At 53.6% G+C, this 20,351-nt stretch carries 17 protein-coding genes and 2 tRNA genes; 2 read left to right on the top strand and 17 right to left on the bottom strand.

The features are described 5' to 3' along the window. Window positions 1–64 precede the first annotated feature (64 nt). Window positions 65–1,075: a luciferase-like monooxygenase gene (locus ACFQW4_RS14820; protein WP_377725978.1), complete on the top strand. Its 1,011-nt coding sequence runs from the start codon at window positions 65–67 to the stop codon at window positions 1,073–1,075. A 3-nt stretch (window positions 1,076–1,078) separates the two neighbouring features. Here ACFQW4_RS14820 and ACFQW4_RS14815 read toward each other — a convergent pair whose 3' ends face one another. Next, the gene (locus ACFQW4_RS14815) at window positions 1,079–1,996 is read right to left on the bottom strand and encodes an AraC family transcriptional regulator (protein WP_137385065.1); all 918 of its coding nucleotides are present in this window, start codon (window positions 1,994–1,996) and stop codon (window positions 1,079–1,081) included. 183 nt (window positions 1,997–2,179) lie between these two features. Here ACFQW4_RS14815 and ACFQW4_RS14810 point away from each other — a divergent pair, with 183 nt between their 5' ends. After that, on the top strand, window positions 2,180–2,926 hold the full coding sequence (locus ACFQW4_RS14810) for an SDR family NAD(P)-dependent oxidoreductase (protein WP_377725976.1): 747 nt from the start codon (window positions 2,180–2,182) through the stop codon (window positions 2,924–2,926). A 68-nt stretch (window positions 2,927–2,994) separates the two neighbouring features. Here ACFQW4_RS14810 and ACFQW4_RS14805 read toward each other — a convergent pair whose 3' ends face one another. The 16 genes from ACFQW4_RS14805 to ftsH all read right to left on the bottom strand — a co-directional run bounded on the left by ACFQW4_RS14805 (window position 2,995) and on the right by ftsH (window position 20,282). After that, the gene (locus ACFQW4_RS14805) at window positions 2,995–4,905 is read right to left on the bottom strand and encodes a DEAD/DEAH family ATP-dependent RNA helicase (protein WP_101762247.1); all 1,911 of its coding nucleotides are present in this window, start codon (window positions 4,903–4,905) and stop codon (window positions 2,995–2,997) included. A 16-nt stretch (window positions 4,906–4,921) separates the two neighbouring features. Continuing rightward, window positions 4,922–4,978: a protein YrbN gene (yrbN, locus tag ACFQW4_RS14800; protein WP_098053093.1), complete on the bottom strand. Its 57-nt coding sequence runs from the start codon at window positions 4,976–4,978 to the stop codon at window positions 4,922–4,924. Window positions 4,979–5,082: 104 nt separating this feature from the next. Beyond that, a complete protein-coding gene (gene nlpI / locus ACFQW4_RS14795; protein WP_008104288.1) occupies window positions 5,083–5,967 on the bottom strand; it encodes a lipoprotein NlpI in 885 nt (294 codons plus the stop codon). A gap of 129 nt (window positions 5,968–6,096) precedes the next feature. Continuing rightward, window positions 6,097–8,235 (bottom strand): polyribonucleotide nucleotidyltransferase, encoded by a 2,139-nt coding sequence (pnp, locus tag ACFQW4_RS14790; protein WP_101762248.1) that lies wholly within the window; start codon window positions 8,233–8,235, stop codon window positions 6,097–6,099. A gap of 309 nt (window positions 8,236–8,544) precedes the next feature. Continuing rightward, window positions 8,545–8,814: a 30S ribosomal protein S15 gene (gene rpsO / locus ACFQW4_RS14785; protein WP_036620269.1), complete on the bottom strand. Its 270-nt coding sequence runs from the start codon at window positions 8,812–8,814 to the stop codon at window positions 8,545–8,547. Window positions 8,815–8,947: 133 nt separating this feature from the next. After that, window positions 8,948–9,892, bottom strand: coding sequence for a tRNA pseudouridine(55) synthase TruB (gene truB, locus ACFQW4_RS14780; RefSeq protein WP_354466991.1), 945 nt, complete (start codon window positions 9,890–9,892; stop codon window positions 8,948–8,950). Further along, window positions 9,892–10,299 carry a 30S ribosome-binding factor RbfA gene (gene rbfA, locus ACFQW4_RS14775; protein ID WP_101762250.1) on the bottom strand — a complete coding sequence of 136 codons (408 nt, stop codon included), beginning with the start codon at window positions 10,297–10,299 and terminating at the stop codon, window positions 9,892–9,894. Before rbfA ends, truB begins: the two co-directional genes overlap by 1 nt. 65 nt (window positions 10,300–10,364) lie before the next feature. Next, a complete protein-coding gene (gene infB / locus ACFQW4_RS14770) occupies window positions 10,365–13,055 on the bottom strand; it encodes a translation initiation factor IF-2 (RefSeq protein ID WP_064737725.1) in 2,691 nt (896 codons plus the stop codon). Window positions 13,056–13,072: 17 nt separating this feature from the next. Then, on the bottom strand, window positions 13,073–14,560 hold the full coding sequence (nusA, locus tag ACFQW4_RS14765; RefSeq protein ID WP_101762251.1) for a transcription termination factor NusA: 1,488 nt from the start codon (window positions 14,558–14,560) through the stop codon (window positions 13,073–13,075). Between the two features lie 24 nt (window positions 14,561–14,584). Next, window positions 14,585–15,037, bottom strand: a complete 453-nt coding sequence (gene rimP / locus ACFQW4_RS14760; RefSeq protein ID WP_137386838.1) for a ribosome maturation factor RimP — start codon at window positions 15,035–15,037, stop codon at window positions 14,585–14,587. Window positions 15,038–15,249: 212 nt separating this feature from the next. Beyond that, window positions 15,250–15,326 (bottom strand) — tRNA-Met (locus ACFQW4_RS14755). 59 nt (window positions 15,327–15,385) lie between these two features. After that, window positions 15,386–15,472 (bottom strand) — tRNA-Leu (locus ACFQW4_RS14750). 49 nt (window positions 15,473–15,521) lie between these two features. After that, window positions 15,522–15,857, bottom strand: a complete 336-nt coding sequence (gene secG, locus ACFQW4_RS14745) for a preprotein translocase subunit SecG (RefSeq protein ID WP_007886689.1) — start codon at window positions 15,855–15,857, stop codon at window positions 15,522–15,524. A gap of 215 nt (window positions 15,858–16,072) precedes the next feature. Next, window positions 16,073–17,407 carry a phosphoglucosamine mutase gene (gene glmM / locus ACFQW4_RS14740; protein WP_377725970.1) on the bottom strand — a complete coding sequence of 445 codons (1,335 nt, stop codon included), beginning with the start codon at window positions 17,405–17,407 and terminating at the stop codon, window positions 16,073–16,075. A gap of 3 nt (window positions 17,408–17,410) precedes the next feature. Then, window positions 17,411–18,244 (bottom strand): dihydropteroate synthase, encoded by an 834-nt coding sequence (gene folP, locus ACFQW4_RS14735; protein WP_350261474.1) that lies wholly within the window; start codon window positions 18,242–18,244, stop codon window positions 17,411–17,413. Window positions 18,245–18,374: 130 nt separating this feature from the next. Beyond that, on the bottom strand, window positions 18,375–20,282 hold the full coding sequence (gene ftsH / locus ACFQW4_RS14730; RefSeq protein WP_036620266.1) for an ATP-dependent zinc metalloprotease FtsH: 1,908 nt from the start codon (window positions 20,280–20,282) through the stop codon (window positions 18,375–18,377). Window positions 20,283–20,351 lie beyond the last annotated feature (69 nt).

The following is a 20,351-nucleotide window of genomic DNA, read 5'->3' as shown; positions in this document are numbered from 1 at the left end:
GATGAGTAATACTCACAAGCGCAGGTCCGACTAAACACCTGCGCCATCCCTATTTGGAGTGCCCATGTCTGAGAAAAAAACTGTTCGCCTGTCCGTGTTGGATCTGGCCCCTATTCCACAAGGTTCCACTGCACGCGACGCGTTCCATAATTCGCTGGCACTGGCCCGTCAGTCCGAAGCATTGGGCTTTCACCGCTACTGGCTGGCGGAACACCATAATATGACGGGGATTGCCAGCGCCGCGACGTCAGTGCTGATTGGCTATTTAGCGGCTAATACCGAAACGCTGCGCCTCGGTTCAGGCGGCATTATGCTGCCCAATCACGCGCCGCTGATGATCGCCGAACAGTTTGGTACCCTCGAGTCACTCTATCCTGGGCGCATCGATTTGGGACTGGGCCGCGCGCCGGGTTCCGACCAACGCACCATGCTGGCGTTGCGTCGTCATCTTTCCAGCGGCCAGGCAGATAGTTTTCCGGAAGATGTCTCTGAACTGATTCGCTGGTTTGACGCCGAAGAGGGAGAACATCCGCCAGTACAACCGGTTCCAGGTTTAGGATTGAAAATTCCGGTGTGGCTGCTCGGTTCCAGCCTGTACAGCGCGCAACTGGCCGCTCAGCTGGGTTTGCCGTTTGCATTTGCCTCGCATTTCGCGCCGGATCTGCTGTTCCAGGCGCTGCATCTCTATCGTGAGAAATTCAAACCTTCCGCGCGTCTGGCGAAGCCGTATGCGATGGTGTGCGTCAACGTCGTTGCAGCCGATAGCGAACGTGACGCTCGCTTCCTGTTCACCTCGATGCAGCAGCAGTTTATTAACCTGCGTCGCGGCAAACCGGGTCCGCTACCTGCGCCGGTGGAGAACATGGATAATCTGTGGTCGCCGTCCGAGCAATATGGCGTGCAGCAGGCACTCAGCATGTCGATTGTCGGCGATAGCGATAAAGTCCGCAGCGGCCTCGCAGCGCTGATGCGTGAAACCCAGGCGGATGAAATTATGGTTAACGGCCAGATTTACGATTCGCAGGCGCGTCTGCGCTCCTTCGCGCTGGCAATGGAAGCAGCGAGCACGCTGTAAACCTCATTGCGGTGGGTTTAACCACTCTGGGCCCACCGCAATGGTTCGCACGTCTCGCGCCGGTGACTGACCGTGAAAACGGCTGTATTCGCGACTGAACTGCGAAGCACTTTGATAACCCACCCGATAACCCGCCGTGCCGGCATCCAGCTTCTCAATCAACATCAAACGCCGCGCCTCGTTGAGCCGCAGCTGCTTTTGATACTGCATCGGCGTCATCGCCGTTACCGCTTTAAAGTGATGATGCAGCGACGAAATACTCATCCCTACGCTGCTCGCCAGAAAATCCATTTTCAACGGCTGATGAAAGTTTTCGCGTAGCCAACGCGCGGCGCGCGCCACTTTGTTGCCTGGCCGTTCCGTCAACGCCATGTTGAGAATGCGCGGCCCTTCGGGTCCAGTCAGCAAACGATAGAAAATCTCCTGCTCAATCAACGGTGCCAGCGCGGCTATGTCCTGCGGGTGATCCAGCAATTCGACTAAACGCATCACCGCATCCACCAACGGGGGCGCGACTTTATGCACGGCGATACCGCGCTCGCTCACCGCCGTGCTGCCGAGTTGATGGTGCGGAAAGTGTTCCAGATAACGCATCAGACGCGTTTCGTTAATGGTGATGCCCACACCTAGATTCGGTTTCTCTGGCGTTGCCATGACCACGCAGGATTGCACCGGCATATCAAGCGTCACCAACAGTAAATCGCCCGGCCCGTAATGCATCACTTCATCACCCATGCGCAGCGCTTTTTGCCCCTGCGCGATCAGGGCAAAGCTCGCCCAGGTCGCCACATGCGCCAAACTGGTGGGCTGAGAACTGCGGCCGAAAGAGAGAAAATCGATTGGGCAATAGTGACGACCATCCTGCGGTGCGTGGCGAGCAATAATTGCCACCAACTGCTGCCATTGTTCCTGATGAATCATGCGCTCGGTGCTCCGCGGTAAGAAATCACTGATTTGATATTCTCGCTTGTGGTTGGCGCTGCGACTAGTCCTTGAAAAGCAGATTTGCAGGATCGTGCAAGAAGCTTGCAGGATTGCGCTACCACCCGATTGTATGGACAGCGCATGCTTTATTTTCCCCGAAATCTCAGGTGGAGAGACACGATGAAAACACTTGAAGGCAAAATTGCGCTGGTGACGGGCGCTTCGAAAGGCATTGGTGCCGCCATCGCCATGACTTTCGCGGCGGCCGGTGCTCGGGTAGTGGTGAATTATCTTCAGGACGAAGTGGGTGCGGCGGATGTGGTGACCGACATTAAGGCGCTGGGTAGCGACGCCATCGCCGTACAGGCTGATATTTCACGCGAGGCCGATGTGCAGCGCTTGTTCGCTAGCAGCATTGAGCAGTTTGGCGCGCCCGACATTGTGGTGAATAACGCCGGGATTTTTCACCACGGTGACTTTGCCGAGCTTAGCCTCAGCAAGATGCAGCAGCAGCTGAATGTGAATCTGCTGGGTACCTTGCTGGTGTGTCAGCAGGCGGCAAAACATTTCCCCGCACGCGGCGGTTCCATCATCAACCTTAGCGCTTTAAATAGCCAACGCAGCACGCCCGGCTCGGTGCTTTGGGCAGCAACCAAAGGCGCGATCGATACCTTAACGCAGGGCCTCGCACGCGAGCTTGGGCCACGTAATATTCGCGTCAATGCGTTAGCACCCGGCATTATTTTGACCGAAGGTTTGCTGGCGGCGAAGAAGATGCACCCGGAGTTGAAAGCACAGCTGATAGCGGCAACGCCGCTCGGACGCTTTGGCTTGCCGGAAGATGTGGCGCAGGTGGCGCTGTTTCTGGCGTCAGAAGAGTCAGCTTACGTTAGCGGTGAACGCGTGCTGATTGCTGGTGGCGTGTAAAATTTACCTTCCACGCGCATAAAAAAAGGGACGCGTTAGCGTCCCTTTTTACTTTTCGCGTTTATCGCTTATGCGTCACGACGACGTGGTGCAGCAGCGCCTTCTGGACGCGGGCCACGACCACCTTCACGGCTGAAGCGTCCGCCTTCACGGCCACCTTCACGACGTTCGGAGAAGCGACGTGGAGCGCCTTCGCCACGTGGAGCACCATCACCGCGCGGTGCGCCATTGCCACGACGTTCGCCACCAGCAGATGGACGACGTTCGCTGCGCTCGTGCACTGGCGCATCACCCATCAGCTGCATATTCATCGGTTTGTTCAGAATACGCGTACGAGTAAAGTGCTGCAGCACTTCGCCCGGCATGCCTTTCGGCAGCTCGATGGTTGAGTGAGTACCAAACAGCTTGATGTTACCGATGTAACGGCTGCTGATGTCGCCTTCGTTAGCGATCGCGCCAACGATGTGACGAACTTCAACACCATCATCACGGCCCACTTCAATGCGATACAGCTGCATTTCGCCAACGTCACGACGTTCACGACGTGGACGATCGCCATCGCGGCTGTCACGGCTTTCGCGTGGACCACGAGAATCACGTGAATCGCGACGCTCACCACGGTCAGGACGATCGCTGAACTCGCGACGTGCTGGACGCGGTGCTTCTGGTGGCAGAATCAGTGGACGTTCGCCTTGAGCCATTTTCAGCAGTGCTGCGGCCAGCGTTTCGATATCCAGATCTTCGCCCGGCTGCATTTTGCTCAGCAGTGCGCGGTACTGATCCAGATCGCTGCTTTCCAGCTGCTGCTGTACTTTAGCCGCGAACTTAGCCAGACGACGCTCACCCAGCAGTTCTGCGTTCGGCAGCTCAACTTCTGGAATGGTCAGCTTCATGGTGCGTTCGATGTTGCGCAGCAGACGACGCTCGCGGTTCTCAACGAACAGCAACGCACGACCTGCACGACCAGCACGGCCGGTACGACCGATACGGTGAACGTAAGACTCTGCATCCATCGGGATATCAAAGTTTACGACCAGACTGATACGCTCAACGTCCAGGCCACGTGCTGCAACGTCGGTCGCGATCAGGATGTCGAGACGACCATCTTTCAAACGCTCCAGCGTCTGCTCACGCAGTGCCTGGTTCATGTCGCCGTTCAGTGCTGCGCTGTTATAACCGCTGCGCTCCAGCGCTTCGGCCACTTCCAGCGTGGCATTTTTGGTACGCACGAAGATGATGGCTGCATCGAAATCTTCCGCTTCCAGGAAACGAACCAGCGCATCAGTTTTACGGCCGTAAGCGGTCCAGTAAGACTGAGAAATGTCCGGGCGCGTAGTCAGGCTTGACTGGATGCGCACTTCCTGTGGGTCTTTCATGAAACGCTTGGTAATACGGCGAATCGCTTCTGGCATGGTGGCTGAGAACAGCGCGGTCTGATGACCGTCTGGAATCTGCGCCATGATGGTTTCAACGTCTTCGATGAAGCCCATACGCAGCATTTCATCCGCTTCGTCCAGCACCAGACCGCGCAGGTTAGACAGATCTAACGTGCCACGCTTCAGGTGATCCAGCAGACGACCAGGGGTACCGACAACAACTTGTGGTCCCTGACGCAGTGCGCGCAGCTGTACGTCATAACGTTGGCCGCCGTACAGGGCTACCACGTTAATGCCACGCATGTGTTTAGAGAATTCTGTGACGGCTTCAGCAACCTGTACCGCCAATTCGCGGGTAGGTGCCAGCACCAAAATTTGCGGTGCTTTAACAGTAGCATCAATGTTGTTTAGCAGCGGCAGTGAGAATGCCGCAGTTTTACCACTACCGGTCTGCGCCATACCCAACACGTCACGGCCAGCCAGCAGGTGAGGAATACACTCAGCCTGGATTGGAGAAGGCTTTACGTAGCCCATACCGTTCAGTGATTCGAGGATGTCGGCGTTCAGGCCAAGGTCAGCAAAAGTGGTTTGAATATCAGTCATGTAGTACACGTGCCTCTTAGATTGCGGCGGCCAGTCTACATAACTCGTCGTGAAAACTTTCAGTCATTTTCATCAAAAAGTGTGAACCGGCTCAAATTAGAAGTTTTGACGAACAGAAAAGCCCTCATCTCTGAAGATGATGACTTTACAGGTATTCAGGCAATAAAAGTTCGTCAGCTATTGCTGGTCAGATTCTGATAAATCGTCTTGTGTCTGGCCGAGTTGCGCCAGTTCCAACAATGCGTATCGGTGCTCAACAAAGTTATTTACGTTGTTGGCCACCGCCAGTTTGAACAACGCTTTCGCGTCGTCCTTCTCCCCCAGACTTAGGTAATACTTACCTAAATAGAAGTTGGTTTCACTGAGATGTTCAGCGAGCGAGGTGTTATCCGTTGCGTCCGCCTTGAGACGTTCCATCAGCGTTTTTTCACTGATGTCGCCAAGGTAGAACTCGACAATATTCCATCCCCATTGATCGCGAACCGCTTTGTCATGACGCTGTCTCAGCGTAACTTTTGCCTTGTCGGCATCCATATCGCTTTCAACGAGATAGAGCCAAAGGCTGCGGAATGGATCGTTAGGATCGTCTTGATAAAACGCCAGCAGATCATCTTGCGCTAACTTGTATCGACCGCCGTAATAGAGGGCGATACCACGGTTTAAATGCGCATAGTTGTAAGTTGGATCAAGCTCAAGTACAGAATCAAACGCTTCATAGGCAGCATCAAAGTTGCCTGCCTGCGTTAAGTATATACCGAGATAGTTAAATACCTCAGGCATATCTGGTCTTATGGACAGCGCTTGCGAAAAATCGTTCCGCGCTAATGCCCTCAGACCCAAACTATCATACAACACTCCGCGCTCATATAATAGCTGTGCGCGTTCATCATCGGTCAGGGCACGACTGGCAAGAATTTGTTCCATTCGCGCCAGGATCACCTCTTGCTGCAGTGTGGGCTGCAAAGGTACTGCCAGAACTTCGTTCTTACGCCAATTGGAGTTGCTGCATCCTGCCAGCGTGATAGCTGTCGCAACAAAACACCAGCGCAAAAAAGGCTTCATTTCCCACTCCCGAATACAAACATTGGGACAACCATCCTGTCATCCTCCTGCTGTGCACAAGGATTCCCGCCCTCGCGATGATCTAAACACCTCTCCCCGCAAAACAGGGAGAGGTAAATCGGTAAACGCTTACTCGGCGTCAGATGCATCAGATGCAGCGGTAGCAACTTCTTCCGCTGGTTTCTGCTCTGTCGCTTCTTTGATGCTCAGGCGTACACGGCCCTGACGGTCCACTTCCATGACTTTCACTGGAACTTCCTGGCCCATCTGCAGGTAATCGGTCACTTTCTCTACGCGCTTGTCGGCGATCTGAGAGATGTGCACCAAACCTTCTTTACCGCCGCCGATTGCCACGAAGGCACCGAAATCAACGATACGTGTCACTTTACCAGAGTAAACGCGACCAACTTCGATCTCAGCAGTGATCTCTTCGATACGACGAATGGCTTCTTTGGCTTTCAGGCCATCAGTAGCAGCAATCTTCACGGTACCGTCATCTTCGATTTCGATGGTGGTGCCGGTTTCTTCGGTCAGCGCACGGATCACTGAGCCGCCTTTACCGATGACATCTTTGATCTTGTCTGAACTGATTTTGATGGTGTAAATGCGCGGCGCGAACTCAGAAATTTCCTGACGCGGCGTGCTGATTGCCTGTTCCATCACGCTCAGAATGTGCAGACGCGCACCCTTCGCTTGGTTCAGAGCAACCTGCATGATTTCGCGGGTGATGCCTTCGATTTTGATATCCATCTGTAGCGCAGTGATACCATCGCGGCTACCCGCTACTTTAAAGTCCATATCGCCGAGGTGATCTTCGTCACCCAGGATGTCAGACAGAACCACAAAGTTGTCGGCTTCTTTAACCAGACCCATCGCAATACCGGCTACGGCAGCTTTGATCGGTACGCCAGCGTCCATCAGTGCCAGAGATGCACCGCACACGGAAGCCATTGAAGAAGAACCGTTAGATTCAGTGATCTCTGAAACCACACGCACGGTGTAGGGGAAATCCGCTTGCTTAGGCATTACTGCCAGCACGCCGCGCTTCGCCAGACGACCGTGACCGATTTCACGACGCTTCGGTGAGCCAACCATACCGGTTTCGCCCACGCAGTATGGAGGGAAGTTGTAGTGGAACAGGAAGCTATCGGTACGCTCGCCCATTAACTCATCCAGATTCTGCGCATCACGTGCGGTACCCAATGTTGCGGTAACCAGCGCTTGCGTTTCACCACGGGTAAACAGTGAAGAACCGTGCGTGCGTGGCAGTACGCCAGTGCGCACATCCAGGCCACGAATCATATCTTTCTCACGGCCATCGATACGCGGTTCGCCACGGATGATGCGGCTACGAACAACGCTCTTCTCGAGATCGTGCACGATGTCAGCGATATCGCCAGCATCCAGCGTTTCATCTTCAGCCTGCAGTGCAGCGATGGTCGCGTCTTTCACTGCGCCAACCTGAGTGTAACGCTCTTGCTTATCAGTGATGCGATAGGCGTCGCTGATGCCTGCTTCTGCCAGTGCAGTAACGCGTGCGATCAATGCATCGTTAGTTGGCAGTGGCTGCCAATCCCAACGTGGTTTACCCGCTTCGGCAACCAACGCATTGATGTTTTCGATAACGATCTGCTGCTGGTCGTGGCCGTATACCACAGCGCCCAACATCTGCTCTTCAGTCAGGATGTCAGCTTCTGATTCCACCATCAGCACCGCGTTCTGGGTACCGGCAACAACCAGGTTCAGACGTGATTCATTGATTTCATCAGCAGTTGGGTTCAGTACGTACTGATCGTTGATATAACCCACGCGCGCTGCGCCGATTGGGCCATTGAACGGCAGACCTGACAGAGCCAGCGCAGCGGATGCACCGATCATCGCAACGATGTCTGGGTTAACCTGTGGGTTAACAGAAACAACGGTTGCAATAACCTGCACTTCGTTAATGAAGCCTTCCGGGAACAGCGGACGAACTGGACGGTCAATCAGGCGTGAGATCAGGGTTTCGCCTTCGCTTGGACGGCCTTCACGACGGAAGAAGCTACCCGGGATACGACCAGCAGCGTAAGTACGCTCCTGATAGTTAACCGTCAGCGGGAAGAAATCCTGACCTGGTTTAGTTTTTTTCTGGCCAACAACGGTAACGAATACAGCAGTGTCATCCATGCTCACCATTACTGCAGCGGTAGCCTGGCGCGCCATCATGCCGGTTTCCAGCGTGACGGTATGCTGACCATATTGGAATTTGCGTACGATCGGGTTCAGCAAAATTTAAGTCCTTAAATTCAGAGGCGCAGCCCATTCTGGCGCGCCGGGGATTACCGATCTTCAGTTGCATCCTCGCGACTAATGACAACCTTAACCGCCCATGCGGTAAAGCCTCTCATTAGCCGCGCGAACCTCTGCAAGCAAAGATCACTCTCTGCAACAATACATGAGTTTGGTCCGGATTGCTGCGGATTGCTCGAAAAAAGGGGCCATAAAGGCCCCCTTTTCGCGAAACTCGCACAAATCTGATCGTCAGATGCGTTTTTTTGCATGGTGCATGCGCTACATCCTTGATCAGATTCTTCAGACTTAGCGACGCAGACCCAGGCTTTCGATCAGACCGGTGTAGCGAGCAACGTCTTTACGCTTCAGGTAGTCCAGCAGCTTACGACGCTGAGATACCATGCGCAGCAGACCGCGACGGCTGTGGTGATCTTTCTTGTGCTCAGAGAAGTGACCCTGCAGGTGGTTAATCTGAGCAGTCAGCAGAGCAACCTGAACTTCAGTTGAACCGCTGTCGTTGGTACCACGACCGTATTTAGCAACGATCTCTGCTTTAGCTTCTACGCTTAGAGACATAATAAACTCCGTTAGATAATGAATGTATGGGTGCCGATCTCTAATTCAGCAGCCCGCTTTTAAAGCCGCGCCATTCTACTCCTCGCCTGATAGCAACGCAAATGCGCCGTTAGGTCAAATGCGAGAGGCTTGATTATGCAGGAAATTCTACCACCAGACGACGCGGCGCCACGCGCCCATCGTCGGCAATTTCGGCCATACCAATGAATTTTTGCTCATCACCTTCCGTCACGCGCACCAATCCTTGTTCCGGCGCATCCGCCACCTGAACCGGCATACCTTGTTTGAAATAAGCCGCCACCGTAGGCAGCAAATTCACCATCGGGAACTCTTCTGCCGGACTATCCATCGGCAGCAATAACGCATCGAGCGCACTGTAATCCGGCGTTTCCGCCATGTTGACGGTGGCCGCCACTTCCTGCAGCTGCTCCAGCGTCACCATTCTTTCGATCGGATAACGCGCCACCTGCAGACGACGCAGCATGATAACGTGCGCACCGCAGCCAAGCCGTTCACCGAGATCGTCGATGATAGTGCGGATGTAAGTGCCTTTAGAGACGTGAATCTCCAGCTCCAGTTCATCACCTTCCCAGCGAATAAACTGCAGCTCAAACACTTTGATCGGGCGCGCTTCACGCGGCACGGTTATGCCTTCACGTGCGTACTCGTACAGCTTGCGTCCCTGATACTTCAGCGCGGAGAACATGGTCGGCACCTGCATGGTGTCGCCACGAAAATAGTCCAGCGCTGCATCCAGTGCCGCCTGATCAAAAGTAATCGGACGCGTCTCAACAATATTACCGTCGGCATCAGACGTATCGGTGCGTTCACCCAGGCGAGCAATGACGCGATAACGCTTGTCCGAATCGAGCAGATACTGCGAAAACTTGGTGGCTTCGCCGAGGCAAACCGGCAGCATGCCGGTCGCCAGAGGATCGAGGGCGCCGGTGTGGCCCGCTTTGTTCGCGCTGAACAGACGTTTTACTTTCTGCAGCACATCATTGGAAGATGCGCCTTGGTGCTTATCCAGCAGAAACACACCGTGGACGTCGCGACCGCGACGACGAGGACGACTCATTAGTCCTCCTTGTCATCTTCCGCCGGGCTATCGCCACGACGCTCAACATCGCTCTTAATAACGTTGCTGACCAGGTTCGACATGCGCATACCTTCGATCAGCGAGTTGTCGTAGAAGAAGGTTAGCTCCGGCACGATGCGCAGGCGCATCGCTTTACCTACCAGCGTGCGGATATAGCCAGAGGCTTCTTTCAGCGCCTTCAGGCCGTTTTGCACTGCTTCTTCATCTTTATCATTCAAAAAGGTCACAAACACCTTGGCATAGGCAAGATCGCGCGACACTTCGACGCCCGAAACCGTCACCATCATACCGAGACGTGGATCTTTAATTTCGCGCTGCAGGATAATTGCGATCTCTTTCTGCAACTCCTGAGAAACGCGCTGTTGGCGGCCAAATTCTTTTGCCATTATTCTTTCTCCCAAATAATTCGGGAGGCCAGAGGCCTCCCAAATTGCAACACATCAAATGATGATCAATCGATGGTGCGTTTAATTTCAATCACTTCGAACACTTCGATCATATCGCCAACGCGAACGTCGTTATAGTTCTTCACGCCAATACCACATTCCATGCCGTTACGAACTTCGTTGACGTCATCTTTGAAGCGACGCAGAGATTCCAGCTCGCCTTCATAGATAACCACGTTGTCACGCAGTACACGGATTGGGTTGTGACGTTTGATGATACCTTCAGTGACCATACAGCCCGCGATGGCACCAAATTTCGGTGATTTGAACACGTCACGTACTGCAGCCAGACCGATAATCTGCTGTTTGAACTCTGGAGCCAGCATACCGCTCATCGCAGCTTTAACTTCGTCAATCAGATTATAGATGACGGAGTAGTAACGCAGGTCAACGTTTTCAGCGTCAATCACGCGGCGAGCAGATGCATCAGCACGCACGTTGAAGCCGAGAATGATGGCGTTGGATGCTGCAGCCAGCGTGGCGTCGGTTTCGGTGATACCACCCACGCCTGAACCGATAATGCGTACTTTCACTTCGTCGGTAGAGAGTTTGAGCAGCGAATCAGAGATGGCTTCGACAGAACCCTGTACGTCAGATTTCAGCACGATGTTCAGCTCAGACACTTCGCCTTCAGTCATGTTGGCGAACATGTTCTCCAACTTAGACTTCTGCTGACGCGCCAGCTTAACTTCACGGAATTTGCCCTGACGATACAGTGCAACTTCACGCGCTTTCTTCTCATCACGTACTACAGTCGCTTCATCACCCGCAGCCGGCACACCGGACAGACCGAGGATTTCGACTGGAATGGATGGACCCGCTTCCAGTACTTCACGACCCAGTTCGTCACGCATCGCACGTACACGGCCATATTCGAAGCCGCACAGTACGATATCGCCTTTATTCAGCGTACCTTCACGTACCAGCACGGTAGCAACCGGGCCACGACCTTTGTCGAGGAACGATTCAATCACCACGCCGCTCGCCATACCTTCACGGATAGCAGACAGTTCCAGAACTTCAGCTTGCAGCAGAATCGCATTCAGCAGGTCGTCGATACCGGTACCGGCTTTCGCAGAGACGTTAACGAACATGTTCTCACCGCCCCACTCTTCCGGAAGAATTCCGTACTGGGTCAGTTCGTTCTTAACGCGGTCTGGATCAGCATCTGGCTTATCAATTTTGTTAACCGCAACAACCACTGGCACACCGGCGGCTTTCGCATGCTGGATAGCTTCAACGGTCTGAGGCATCACGCCATCGTCAGCAGCCACAACCAGGATAACGATATCCGTGGCCTGCGCACCCCGAGCACGCATTGCGGTAAACGCGGCGTGTCCCGGGGTATCGAGGAAGGTGATCATACCGTTGTCAGTTTCAACGTGGTAAGCACCAATATGCTGGGTAATACCGCCCGCTTCGCCTGATGCCACTTTCGTTGAACGAATGTAGTCAAGCAGCGAGGTTTTACCGTGGTCAACGTGACCCATGATGGTGACGACTGGCGCACGGCTTTCCTGCGCAGCATCGGTGTCACGATCGTCCATTACCGCTTCTTCCAGCTCATTCTCGCGGCGCAGGATCACTTTGTGACCCATCTCTTCCGCAACCATCTGAGCGGTTTCTTGATCGATAACCTGGTTAATGGTCGCCATGGCGCCCATCTTCATCATCGCTTTAACGACCAGAGAACCTTTGATCGCCATTTTGTTGGCCAGTTCAGCAACGGTGATGGTTTCACCGATGACAACATCGCGGTTAACCGCCTGAGCCGGCTTGTTAAAGCCCTGCTGCAGGGTGCTTGGCTTACGATGCTTACCGCCTTTGCCGCCACGCACCTGAGCACGCGCTTCTTCGCGATCGGTTTTAGCTTCAGAATGCTTGTTGCCTTTCTTAACCGGACGAGCCGCTTTGGTGGTGCGAGCACGTGCACGGCCAGCTTCTACCTGGCGATCGTTCTCGTCTTCTGCCTGACGGGCGTGAGTAGAGGTAGTGACGTGATAGTCGCCCTTATCCTCTTCTTCAGGTTTTGCCCATTCAGCGCCTTTCTCTTCAGCCAGGCGGCGGGCTTCTTCAGCCACGCGGCGCGCATCTTCTTCCAGCTTACGGCGTGCTTCTTCTTCTGCTTTACGTTTCAGTTCGGCAGCTTCTGCTTCACGACGGGCTTTATCAGATTGCGCAGCCTTGGCTACTACATCGGTAGGTTGATTAGTCAATTTCTCTTTTTCCGCTGCTTCACGTTTAGCCTTGTCAGCGGCTTCGCGCTTGGCTTTGTCTTCGGCTTCACGTTGCGCTTTCTGTTCAGCTTCGCGACGGGCTTGTTCTTCCGCCTCGCGACGCGCCTGCTCTTCCGCTTCACGCTGCGCCTCGGCTTCCGCTTCTGCCTGAGCTTGCTCAGACTCTGCATCGCCTTTCACGTATGTGCGCTTTTTGCGGACTTCGATTTGTACCGACTTACTTTTACCCCCGGTGACGGGAATATTCAAGGTGCTGCGCGTCTTGCGCTGCAAAGTCAGCTTGCTTGAACCGGTCTGACCGTGCTCACGATTCAGGTGAGACAGTAAGGTTTCTTTCTCTTGCTGGGATACCGCATCGTTTTCAGACTTACGAATCCCTGCATCAGCAAATTGCTGTACCAGGCGATCGACCGGGGTCTGAATTTCGGCGGCCAGCGATTTTACGGTTACATCTGTCATGCTGTTCCTTCCTGTTATTACGCGTCATCGCCGAACCAGCAGATATTACGTGCAGCCATAATCAGCGCACCGGCTTTCTCGTCATCCAGCCCTTCAATATCTGTCAGATCGTCAACACCTTGCTCAGCGAGATCTTCCAGCGTGCAAACGCCTTTCGACGCCAGGCGATACGCCAGCGCACGATCCAAGCCCTCAAGATTCAGAAGATCCTCAGCGGGCTCCTGATTACCAAGGCTCTCTTCTTTCGCTAATGCCAGGGTGGTTAACGCATTTTTTGCTCGTTCACGCAGGGCTTCAATGGTCTCTTCATCGAGGCCGTCGATTTCCAGCAGCTCGTTGATTGGCACATAAGCCAATTCTTCCAGCGAAGAGAAGCCCTCTTCCACCAGAATGGTGGCGAACTCTTCGTCGATGTCGAGATGTTTGGTGAACATATCGATCGCTGCATGGGCTTCAGCTTGGTGCTTAGCCTGCAGATCATCGACGGTCATCACGTTTAGTTCCCAACCGCTCAGTTGGGAAGCCAGACGCACGTTTTGGCCGTTACGGCCGATCGCCTGAGCCAGATTGCCGGCTTCAACAGCGATATCCATGGTGTGATTGTCTTCATCCACCACAATTGACGCCACATCGGCTGGCGCCATAGCGTTGATAACGAACTGCGCCGGGTTGTCGTCCCACAGCACAATGTCGATACGCTCGCCACCCAGCTCGCTCGAAACCGCCTGGACACGCGCACCGCGCATACCGACGCAAGCGCCCACTGGATCAATACGTTTATCGTTGGTCTTCACCGCGATTTTGGCGCGTGAACCCGGATCGCGCGCTGCCGCTTTGATCTCGATAACTTCTTCGCCAATTTCTGGCACCTCAATGCGGAACAACTCGATCAGCATTTCTGGTTTAGAACGGGTGACGAACAGCTGCGCGCCACGCGCTTCAGGGCGAACGGCATACAGCACACCGCGGATACGGTCACCTGGACGGAAGTTTTCACGCGGCAGCATGTCTTCACGCAAAATCACCGCTTCAGCATTGCTGCCGAGGTCCAGTGAAATGTTGTCACGGTTCACTTTCTTCACCACGCCAGTGATGATTTCGCCTTCGTGCTGACGGAACTGATCAACCACCATTGCGCGCTCAGCTTCACGTACTTTTTGTACGATAACCTGCTTAGCAGTTTGGGTGGTGATACGGTCGAAGGTGACAGATTCAATCTGATCTTCGACAAATTCGCCCAGATTGAACGCTTCGTCTTCATAACGGGCTGCATCCAGCGTGATCTCGCGAGTCGGCTGCGTGACTTCTTCTACAATCTGCCAGCGACGGAAGGTGTCGAAATCGCCGCTGCGGCGATCGATGCTGACACGCACTTCGATCTCTTGCTCATACTTCTTTTTGGTCGCAGTGGCCAAAGCGCTCTCCAGCGCTTCGAAGATTTTCTCACGCGGCAGGGCTTTTTCGTTAGAAACGGCTTCTACTACAGCTAAGATCTCTTTGTTCATCCTGGTTAGCCTCAATCCGGACTTTTAAAAGTGGGGGACCAGGTTCGCTTTCTGAATGTTGCTCAGCGCGAACACTTCATCGTTACCCTCAACGGTCACCGTGATCATCTCGCCTTCAACAGACTTGATGATACCCTGCCATTTACGGCGGTTTTGTACGGCCATGCGTAGTACCAGGCTCACCTCGTCACCGACAAAACGTGCATAGTGTTCAGCAGTGAAAAGAGGACGTTCGAGACCCGGCGAGGAAACTTCAAGGTTGTAAGCCACGGTAATTGGATCTTCCACATCCATTACTGCGCTAACCTGGTGGCTAACATCGGCGCAATCATCAACATTGATACCCTCTTCACTATCAATATAGATGCGCAGGGTTGATGTGCGACCACGAATAAACTCAATACCGACTAATTCGTAGCCAAGCGCTTCTACTGGAGCAGAGATCAACTCTGTCAATTTTTGCTCTAATGTGGACAAGCCCACCCCCAAGACATAAAAAAAGGGCCTATAGCCCAGTGTTTCGATTTCCTGATAACAAAAAACCCCGAATATTCGGGGCTTTTTGTGACTGGACCCTGTACGCCGCATAGCGGCTTCGGAGCACAATCCAAAAGAATTTTTTTCAAAAATCACTGAGATTGCGTCCGTCGATGCATACAGTATATTTGAAAAAGAACTCTAAGGGAAAGTGGTTGCGGGGGCCGGATTTGAACCGACGACCTTCGGGTTATGAGCCCGACGAGCTACCAGGCTGCTCCACCCCGCGTCCGAAAACGTGGCGAATAATACGCCGACCTTGCAAAAAATGCAAGTTAAACTGAGATTTGGTACCGAGGACGGGACTTGAACCCGTAAGCCCTTTCGAGCACTACCACCTCAAGGTAGCGTGTCTACCAATTTCACCACCTCGGTACATCACTAGACTGCGACGTTGTTTTATCGCACTACAGCGTTGACGATCTTACTGCGGGATATCATTGCCCGGTGTTGCCGGTTTAGCTGGCTGAGTCTGCTGTTCAGACTGCGCCGGCGCAGTGAGGTTATCCCACTCGCTACCTTTGGCTGTTTTATTACTGTTCAGGTTACCCAGAACCAGGCTGATGATGAAGAACAGCGTAGCCAGTACCGCGGTCATACGAGTCATAAAGTTGCCAGACCCATTTGAACCAAACAGCGTACCAGAAGCGCCTGCACCGAATGAGGCTCCCATATCAGCGCCTTTGCCTTGCTGCAGCATGATCAAACCCACGAGGCCAATCGCTACAATAAGGAAAACAACTAACAGAGCTTCGTACATAATCAACCTGTTTCCTTGCGCGTTATCTGCACAGTTAAAGCTTCAACCAATATCGATGGGGAGTCTCGTCATCACCCATCAGAAGCGGGTGTGAATACTAACCAAAGGCACATACCTCTGCAAGTGCAATTTTCACCATCGCTTTCGATTGCGGAAAAAAGCACCATCCCGGTGATTTTGCAGGCGGAAAGTTTAAAAACTCCCCGCCTGAAAACTTACACCGCTTTTACTGCATCCGCGATTTTATGCGCCAGCGCACTGACCTGCGCCTCATCTTCACCTTCCACCATCACACGAATCAGGGGTTCAGTGCCGGATTTGCGCAGCAACACGCGACCGCGTCCCGCCAGCGTTTTTTCAGCTTCCGAAGTCACAGCTTTCACGCTTTCGCTTTCCAGCGGATCGTGCTCGCCAGCGAAGCGCATATTGACCAGAATCTGCGGCAGCATTTTCATGCCGCTGCACAGGTCATGTAGCGTCATATGGTTGCGTACGATTGCAGTAAGCACTTGCAAACTTGCTACGATGCCGTCGCCGGTGGTGGTTTTATCCAGCAGAATGACGTGACCGGAGTTTTCCGCTCCTAGACGCCAGCCCTTCTCCTGCATTTTTTCCAGCACATAGCGGTCGCCCACTTTCGCACGGGTAAACGGAATACCCAGCTGTTTCAGTGCCAGTTCCAGACCCATGTTGCTCATTAACGTGCCCACCACGCCACCGCGCAGCTGGCCCTGACGCAGCCCTTCACGCGCAATGATGTAGAGAATTTGATCGCCATCGACTTTGTGACCTAAATGGTCAACCATCATGATGCGGTCGCCATCACCGTCGTACGCCAGTCCGAGATCGGCCTTCTCTTCCAACACGCGATGCTGCAGCAAACGCAGATCGGTCGCACCGCAATCTTTGTTGATGTTCATGCCATCCGGCTGCACGCCGATAGCAATCACATTCGCACCCAGCTCACGCAGCACATTAGGCGCAATGTGATACGTCGCGCCATTCGCACAATCGACCACAATCTTTAGCCCATTCAGGCTCAGCTCGCTTGGGAAAGTCCCTTTGCAGAATTCGATGTAACGACCAGCAGCATCGACAATGCGACTGGCACGGCCCAGTTCAGCCGACTCTACGCAGGTGATCGGCTTTTCCATCTCCAGTTCGATCGCTTCTTCAACTTCATCTGGCAGCTTGGTACCTTCAGCCGAGAAGAATTTGATGCCATTGTCGTCAAAGGGATTATGAGAAGCTGAAATCACAATACCCGCTTCCGCGCGGAAAGTGCGGGTCAGATAAGCAATTGCAGGTGTCGGCATCGGGCCGGTGAAAGCCGCCGACAATCCCGCCGCCGCCAGGCCAGCTTCCAGTGCCGATTCCAGCATATAGCCTGAAATACGCGTATCTTTACCAATCAATACTTTGCGTGAACCCTGGCGCGCCAGCACCTTACCCGCCGCCCAGCCCAACTTGAGGACAAAATCAGGGGTAATCGGTGCTTCACCGACTTTGCCGCGAATCCCATCTGTACCGAAATATTTACGATTACTCATGCTTTATCCTTTTGCTCTCCGTGTCGCTTCGACGACGCGCATCGCTTCGACAGTCTCTTTCACATCATGCACGCGAATAATTTGCGCCCCTTGCATGGCGGCAATCACCGCACAGCTGAGGCTTCCGGTCAGACGCTGGGCCGGACCGACATTTAGCAACTGCCCAACCATCGACTTGCGTGACATTCCTACCAACAGCGGTAAGCCGTAGTGGTGGAAATGGCTGAGGTTGGCCAGCAGTTCATAGTTGTGGCTGAGATTCTTACCGAAACCGAAGCCAGGATCGAGCATCAGATTATCTTTTTTGATGCCGGCTGCTTCACATCGCGCAATCTGTGCAGCGAAGTAAGCATCCACTTCGCTCACGATGTGGCTATATTCCGGTGCCTGCTGCATGGTGCGCGGTTCTCCTTGCATATGCATCAGACACACCGGCAAGCCTGTTTCTGCCGCCGCCGCCAGCGCGCCCGGTTCGGACAAAGAACGAATGTCATTGATAATGTGAGCACCCACTCGCGCCGCTTCACGGATCACTTCTGACTTGGAAGTATCGACCGAAATCCACACCTCAAAACGCTGCGCGATGGCTTCCACCACCGGAATAACGCGTGCCAGCTCCTCTTCCACGCTAACTTCATCAGCGCCCGGACGCGTTGATTCACCGCCCACATCAATAATGGTGGCACCGGCATTCACCATTTCATTGGTGTGCGTCAGCGCATCGACCAGCGTGTTGTGACTTCCACCATCAGAGAAAGAGTCCGGCGTGACATTCAAAATACCCATCACATGGGGAAAAGAGAGATCGAGATGGGAATCACGGGCGAACAACTTCATGGCGAGAATCTCCTTGAGGAATCACTGAATCACGGAATGTAAAAAACCCCGGACTGGCCGGGGTTTGCATTGTAACAAGTATTGCGGGAGGGAGAACTGGCGGTGAGCAACGCATCCCGCCAGAATGCCATCACATGATCTTGTCTGAACCCGGCGTTTTCGGGTCATCAACAGGACGTGGAGCCTGCGTAGAGTCGCCGTTACCCACAGCAACTTTCGCCTCTTCCCAACCTGCTGGTGGACGCACTTCGCGGCGTGCCATCAGATCGCTGATCTGCGGTGCATCGATGGTCTCATACTTCATCAGCGCGTCTTTCATCGCGTGAAGGATGTCCATGTTTTCATTCAGAATACGGCGTGCACGCTGATAGTTGGTATCGATAAGGTGTTTAACTTCCTGATCGATAATGCGCGCCGTTTCATCTGACATGTGTTTTGCTTTCGCCACTGAGCGACCGAGGAACACTTCGCCCTCTTCTTCAGCGTAAAGCAATGGACCCAGCTTCTCAGAGAAGCCCCACTGCGTAACCATGTTGCGTGCTACGCTGGTCGCCATTTTGATGTCAGATGAAGCACCGGTAGAAACATAGTCCGGACCATAAATGATCTCTTCCGCCAGACGTCCGCCGTAAGCCACAGAAATACGGCTTTCCAGCTTCTGACGGTTGGCACTGATCTCATCGCCTACTGGCAAGAAGAAAGCCACACCCAGAGCACGACCACGCGGAATGATGGTGACCTTGTGCACCGGATCGTAACCCGGAACCAGCGTGCCCACGATCGCGTGACCCGCTTCATGATAAGCCGTCGATTCTTTCTGCTCTTCGGTCATCACCATGGAGCGACGTTCCGCACCCATCATGATTTTGTCTTTGGCTTTTTCAAACTCAACCATCGAAACAACACGCTTGTTGCCGCGAGCAGCAAACAGCGCAGCTTCGTTGACCAGGTTAGCCAAATCCGCACCGGAGAAACCAGGCGTACCACGTGCGATAACTGATGGATCCATATCGGTTGCCAGCGGCACACGACGCATATGGACTTTCAGAATCTGCTCACGACCACGCACGTCTGGCAGACCCACCACAACCTGACGGTCGAAGCGGCCTGGACGCAGCAGCGCCGGGTCAAGAACATCTGGACGGTTAGTTGCCGCGATAACGATGATGCCTTCATTACCTTCAAAGCCATCCATCTCAACCAGCATCTGGTTCAGCGTTTGTTCACGTTCATCGTGACCACCGCCTAAACCGGCGCCACGCTGACGGCCAACCGCATCGATTTCATCGATAAAGATGATGCACGGTGCCGCTTTCTTCGCTTGTTCGAACATGTCACGCACACGAGATGCACCGACACCGACAAACATTTCCACGAAGTCAGAACCGGAAATGGTAAAGAACGGGACTTTCGCTTCACCAGCAATCGCTTTCGCCAGCAGCGTTTTACCGGTACCCGGAGGGCCGACCATCAGGACGCCTTTCGGAATTTTACCGCCCAGCTTCTGGAAACGGCTCGGCTCACGTAGATACTCAACCAGCTCACCAACTTCTTCTTTGGCCTCATCACAACCGGCCACGTCAGCAAAAGTGGTTTTGATCTGATCTTCGGTCAGCATGCGGGCTTTGCTCTTGCCGAAGGACATCGCGCCCTTGCCGCCGCCGCCCTGCATCTGCCGCATAAAGAAGATCCACACGCCAATCAGCAGCAGCATTGGGAACCATGAGATGAAGATGGAAGCCAGCAGGCTTGGTTCTTCAGGCGGTTCGCCAACGACTTTGACGTTTTTGGTCAACAGGTTATCGAGTAACTTAGGATCGTTGACGGGGATATAGGTGGTGTATTTATTGCTGTCTTTTTTGACAACGTTAATCTCACGCCCGTTAATTCGTGCCTCGCGGACCTGATCTTGGTTCACTTCCGATAGGAAAGTTGAATAATCAACCCTACGGCCATTCGACTCGCTGGGCCCAAAGCTCTGGAATACAGACATCAGCACGACCGCGATGACTAACCAGAGAATCAGGTTTTTCGCCATGTCACTCAAGGGATTAACCTCATATTACAACGATGTTAACAGACAGCGTAGGGTACTATAGATCCTTCA

It is taken from the genome of Pantoea sp. GCM10028869 (genome assembly GCF_042666835.1).
In the GTDB taxonomy this organism is placed as follows: domain Bacteria; phylum Pseudomonadota; class Gammaproteobacteria; order Enterobacterales; family Enterobacteriaceae; genus Pantoea; species Pantoea leporis.
The sequence above is the reverse complement of the archived record's forward strand: the minus strand, read 5'-3'. Positions and strand labels throughout refer to the sequence as shown.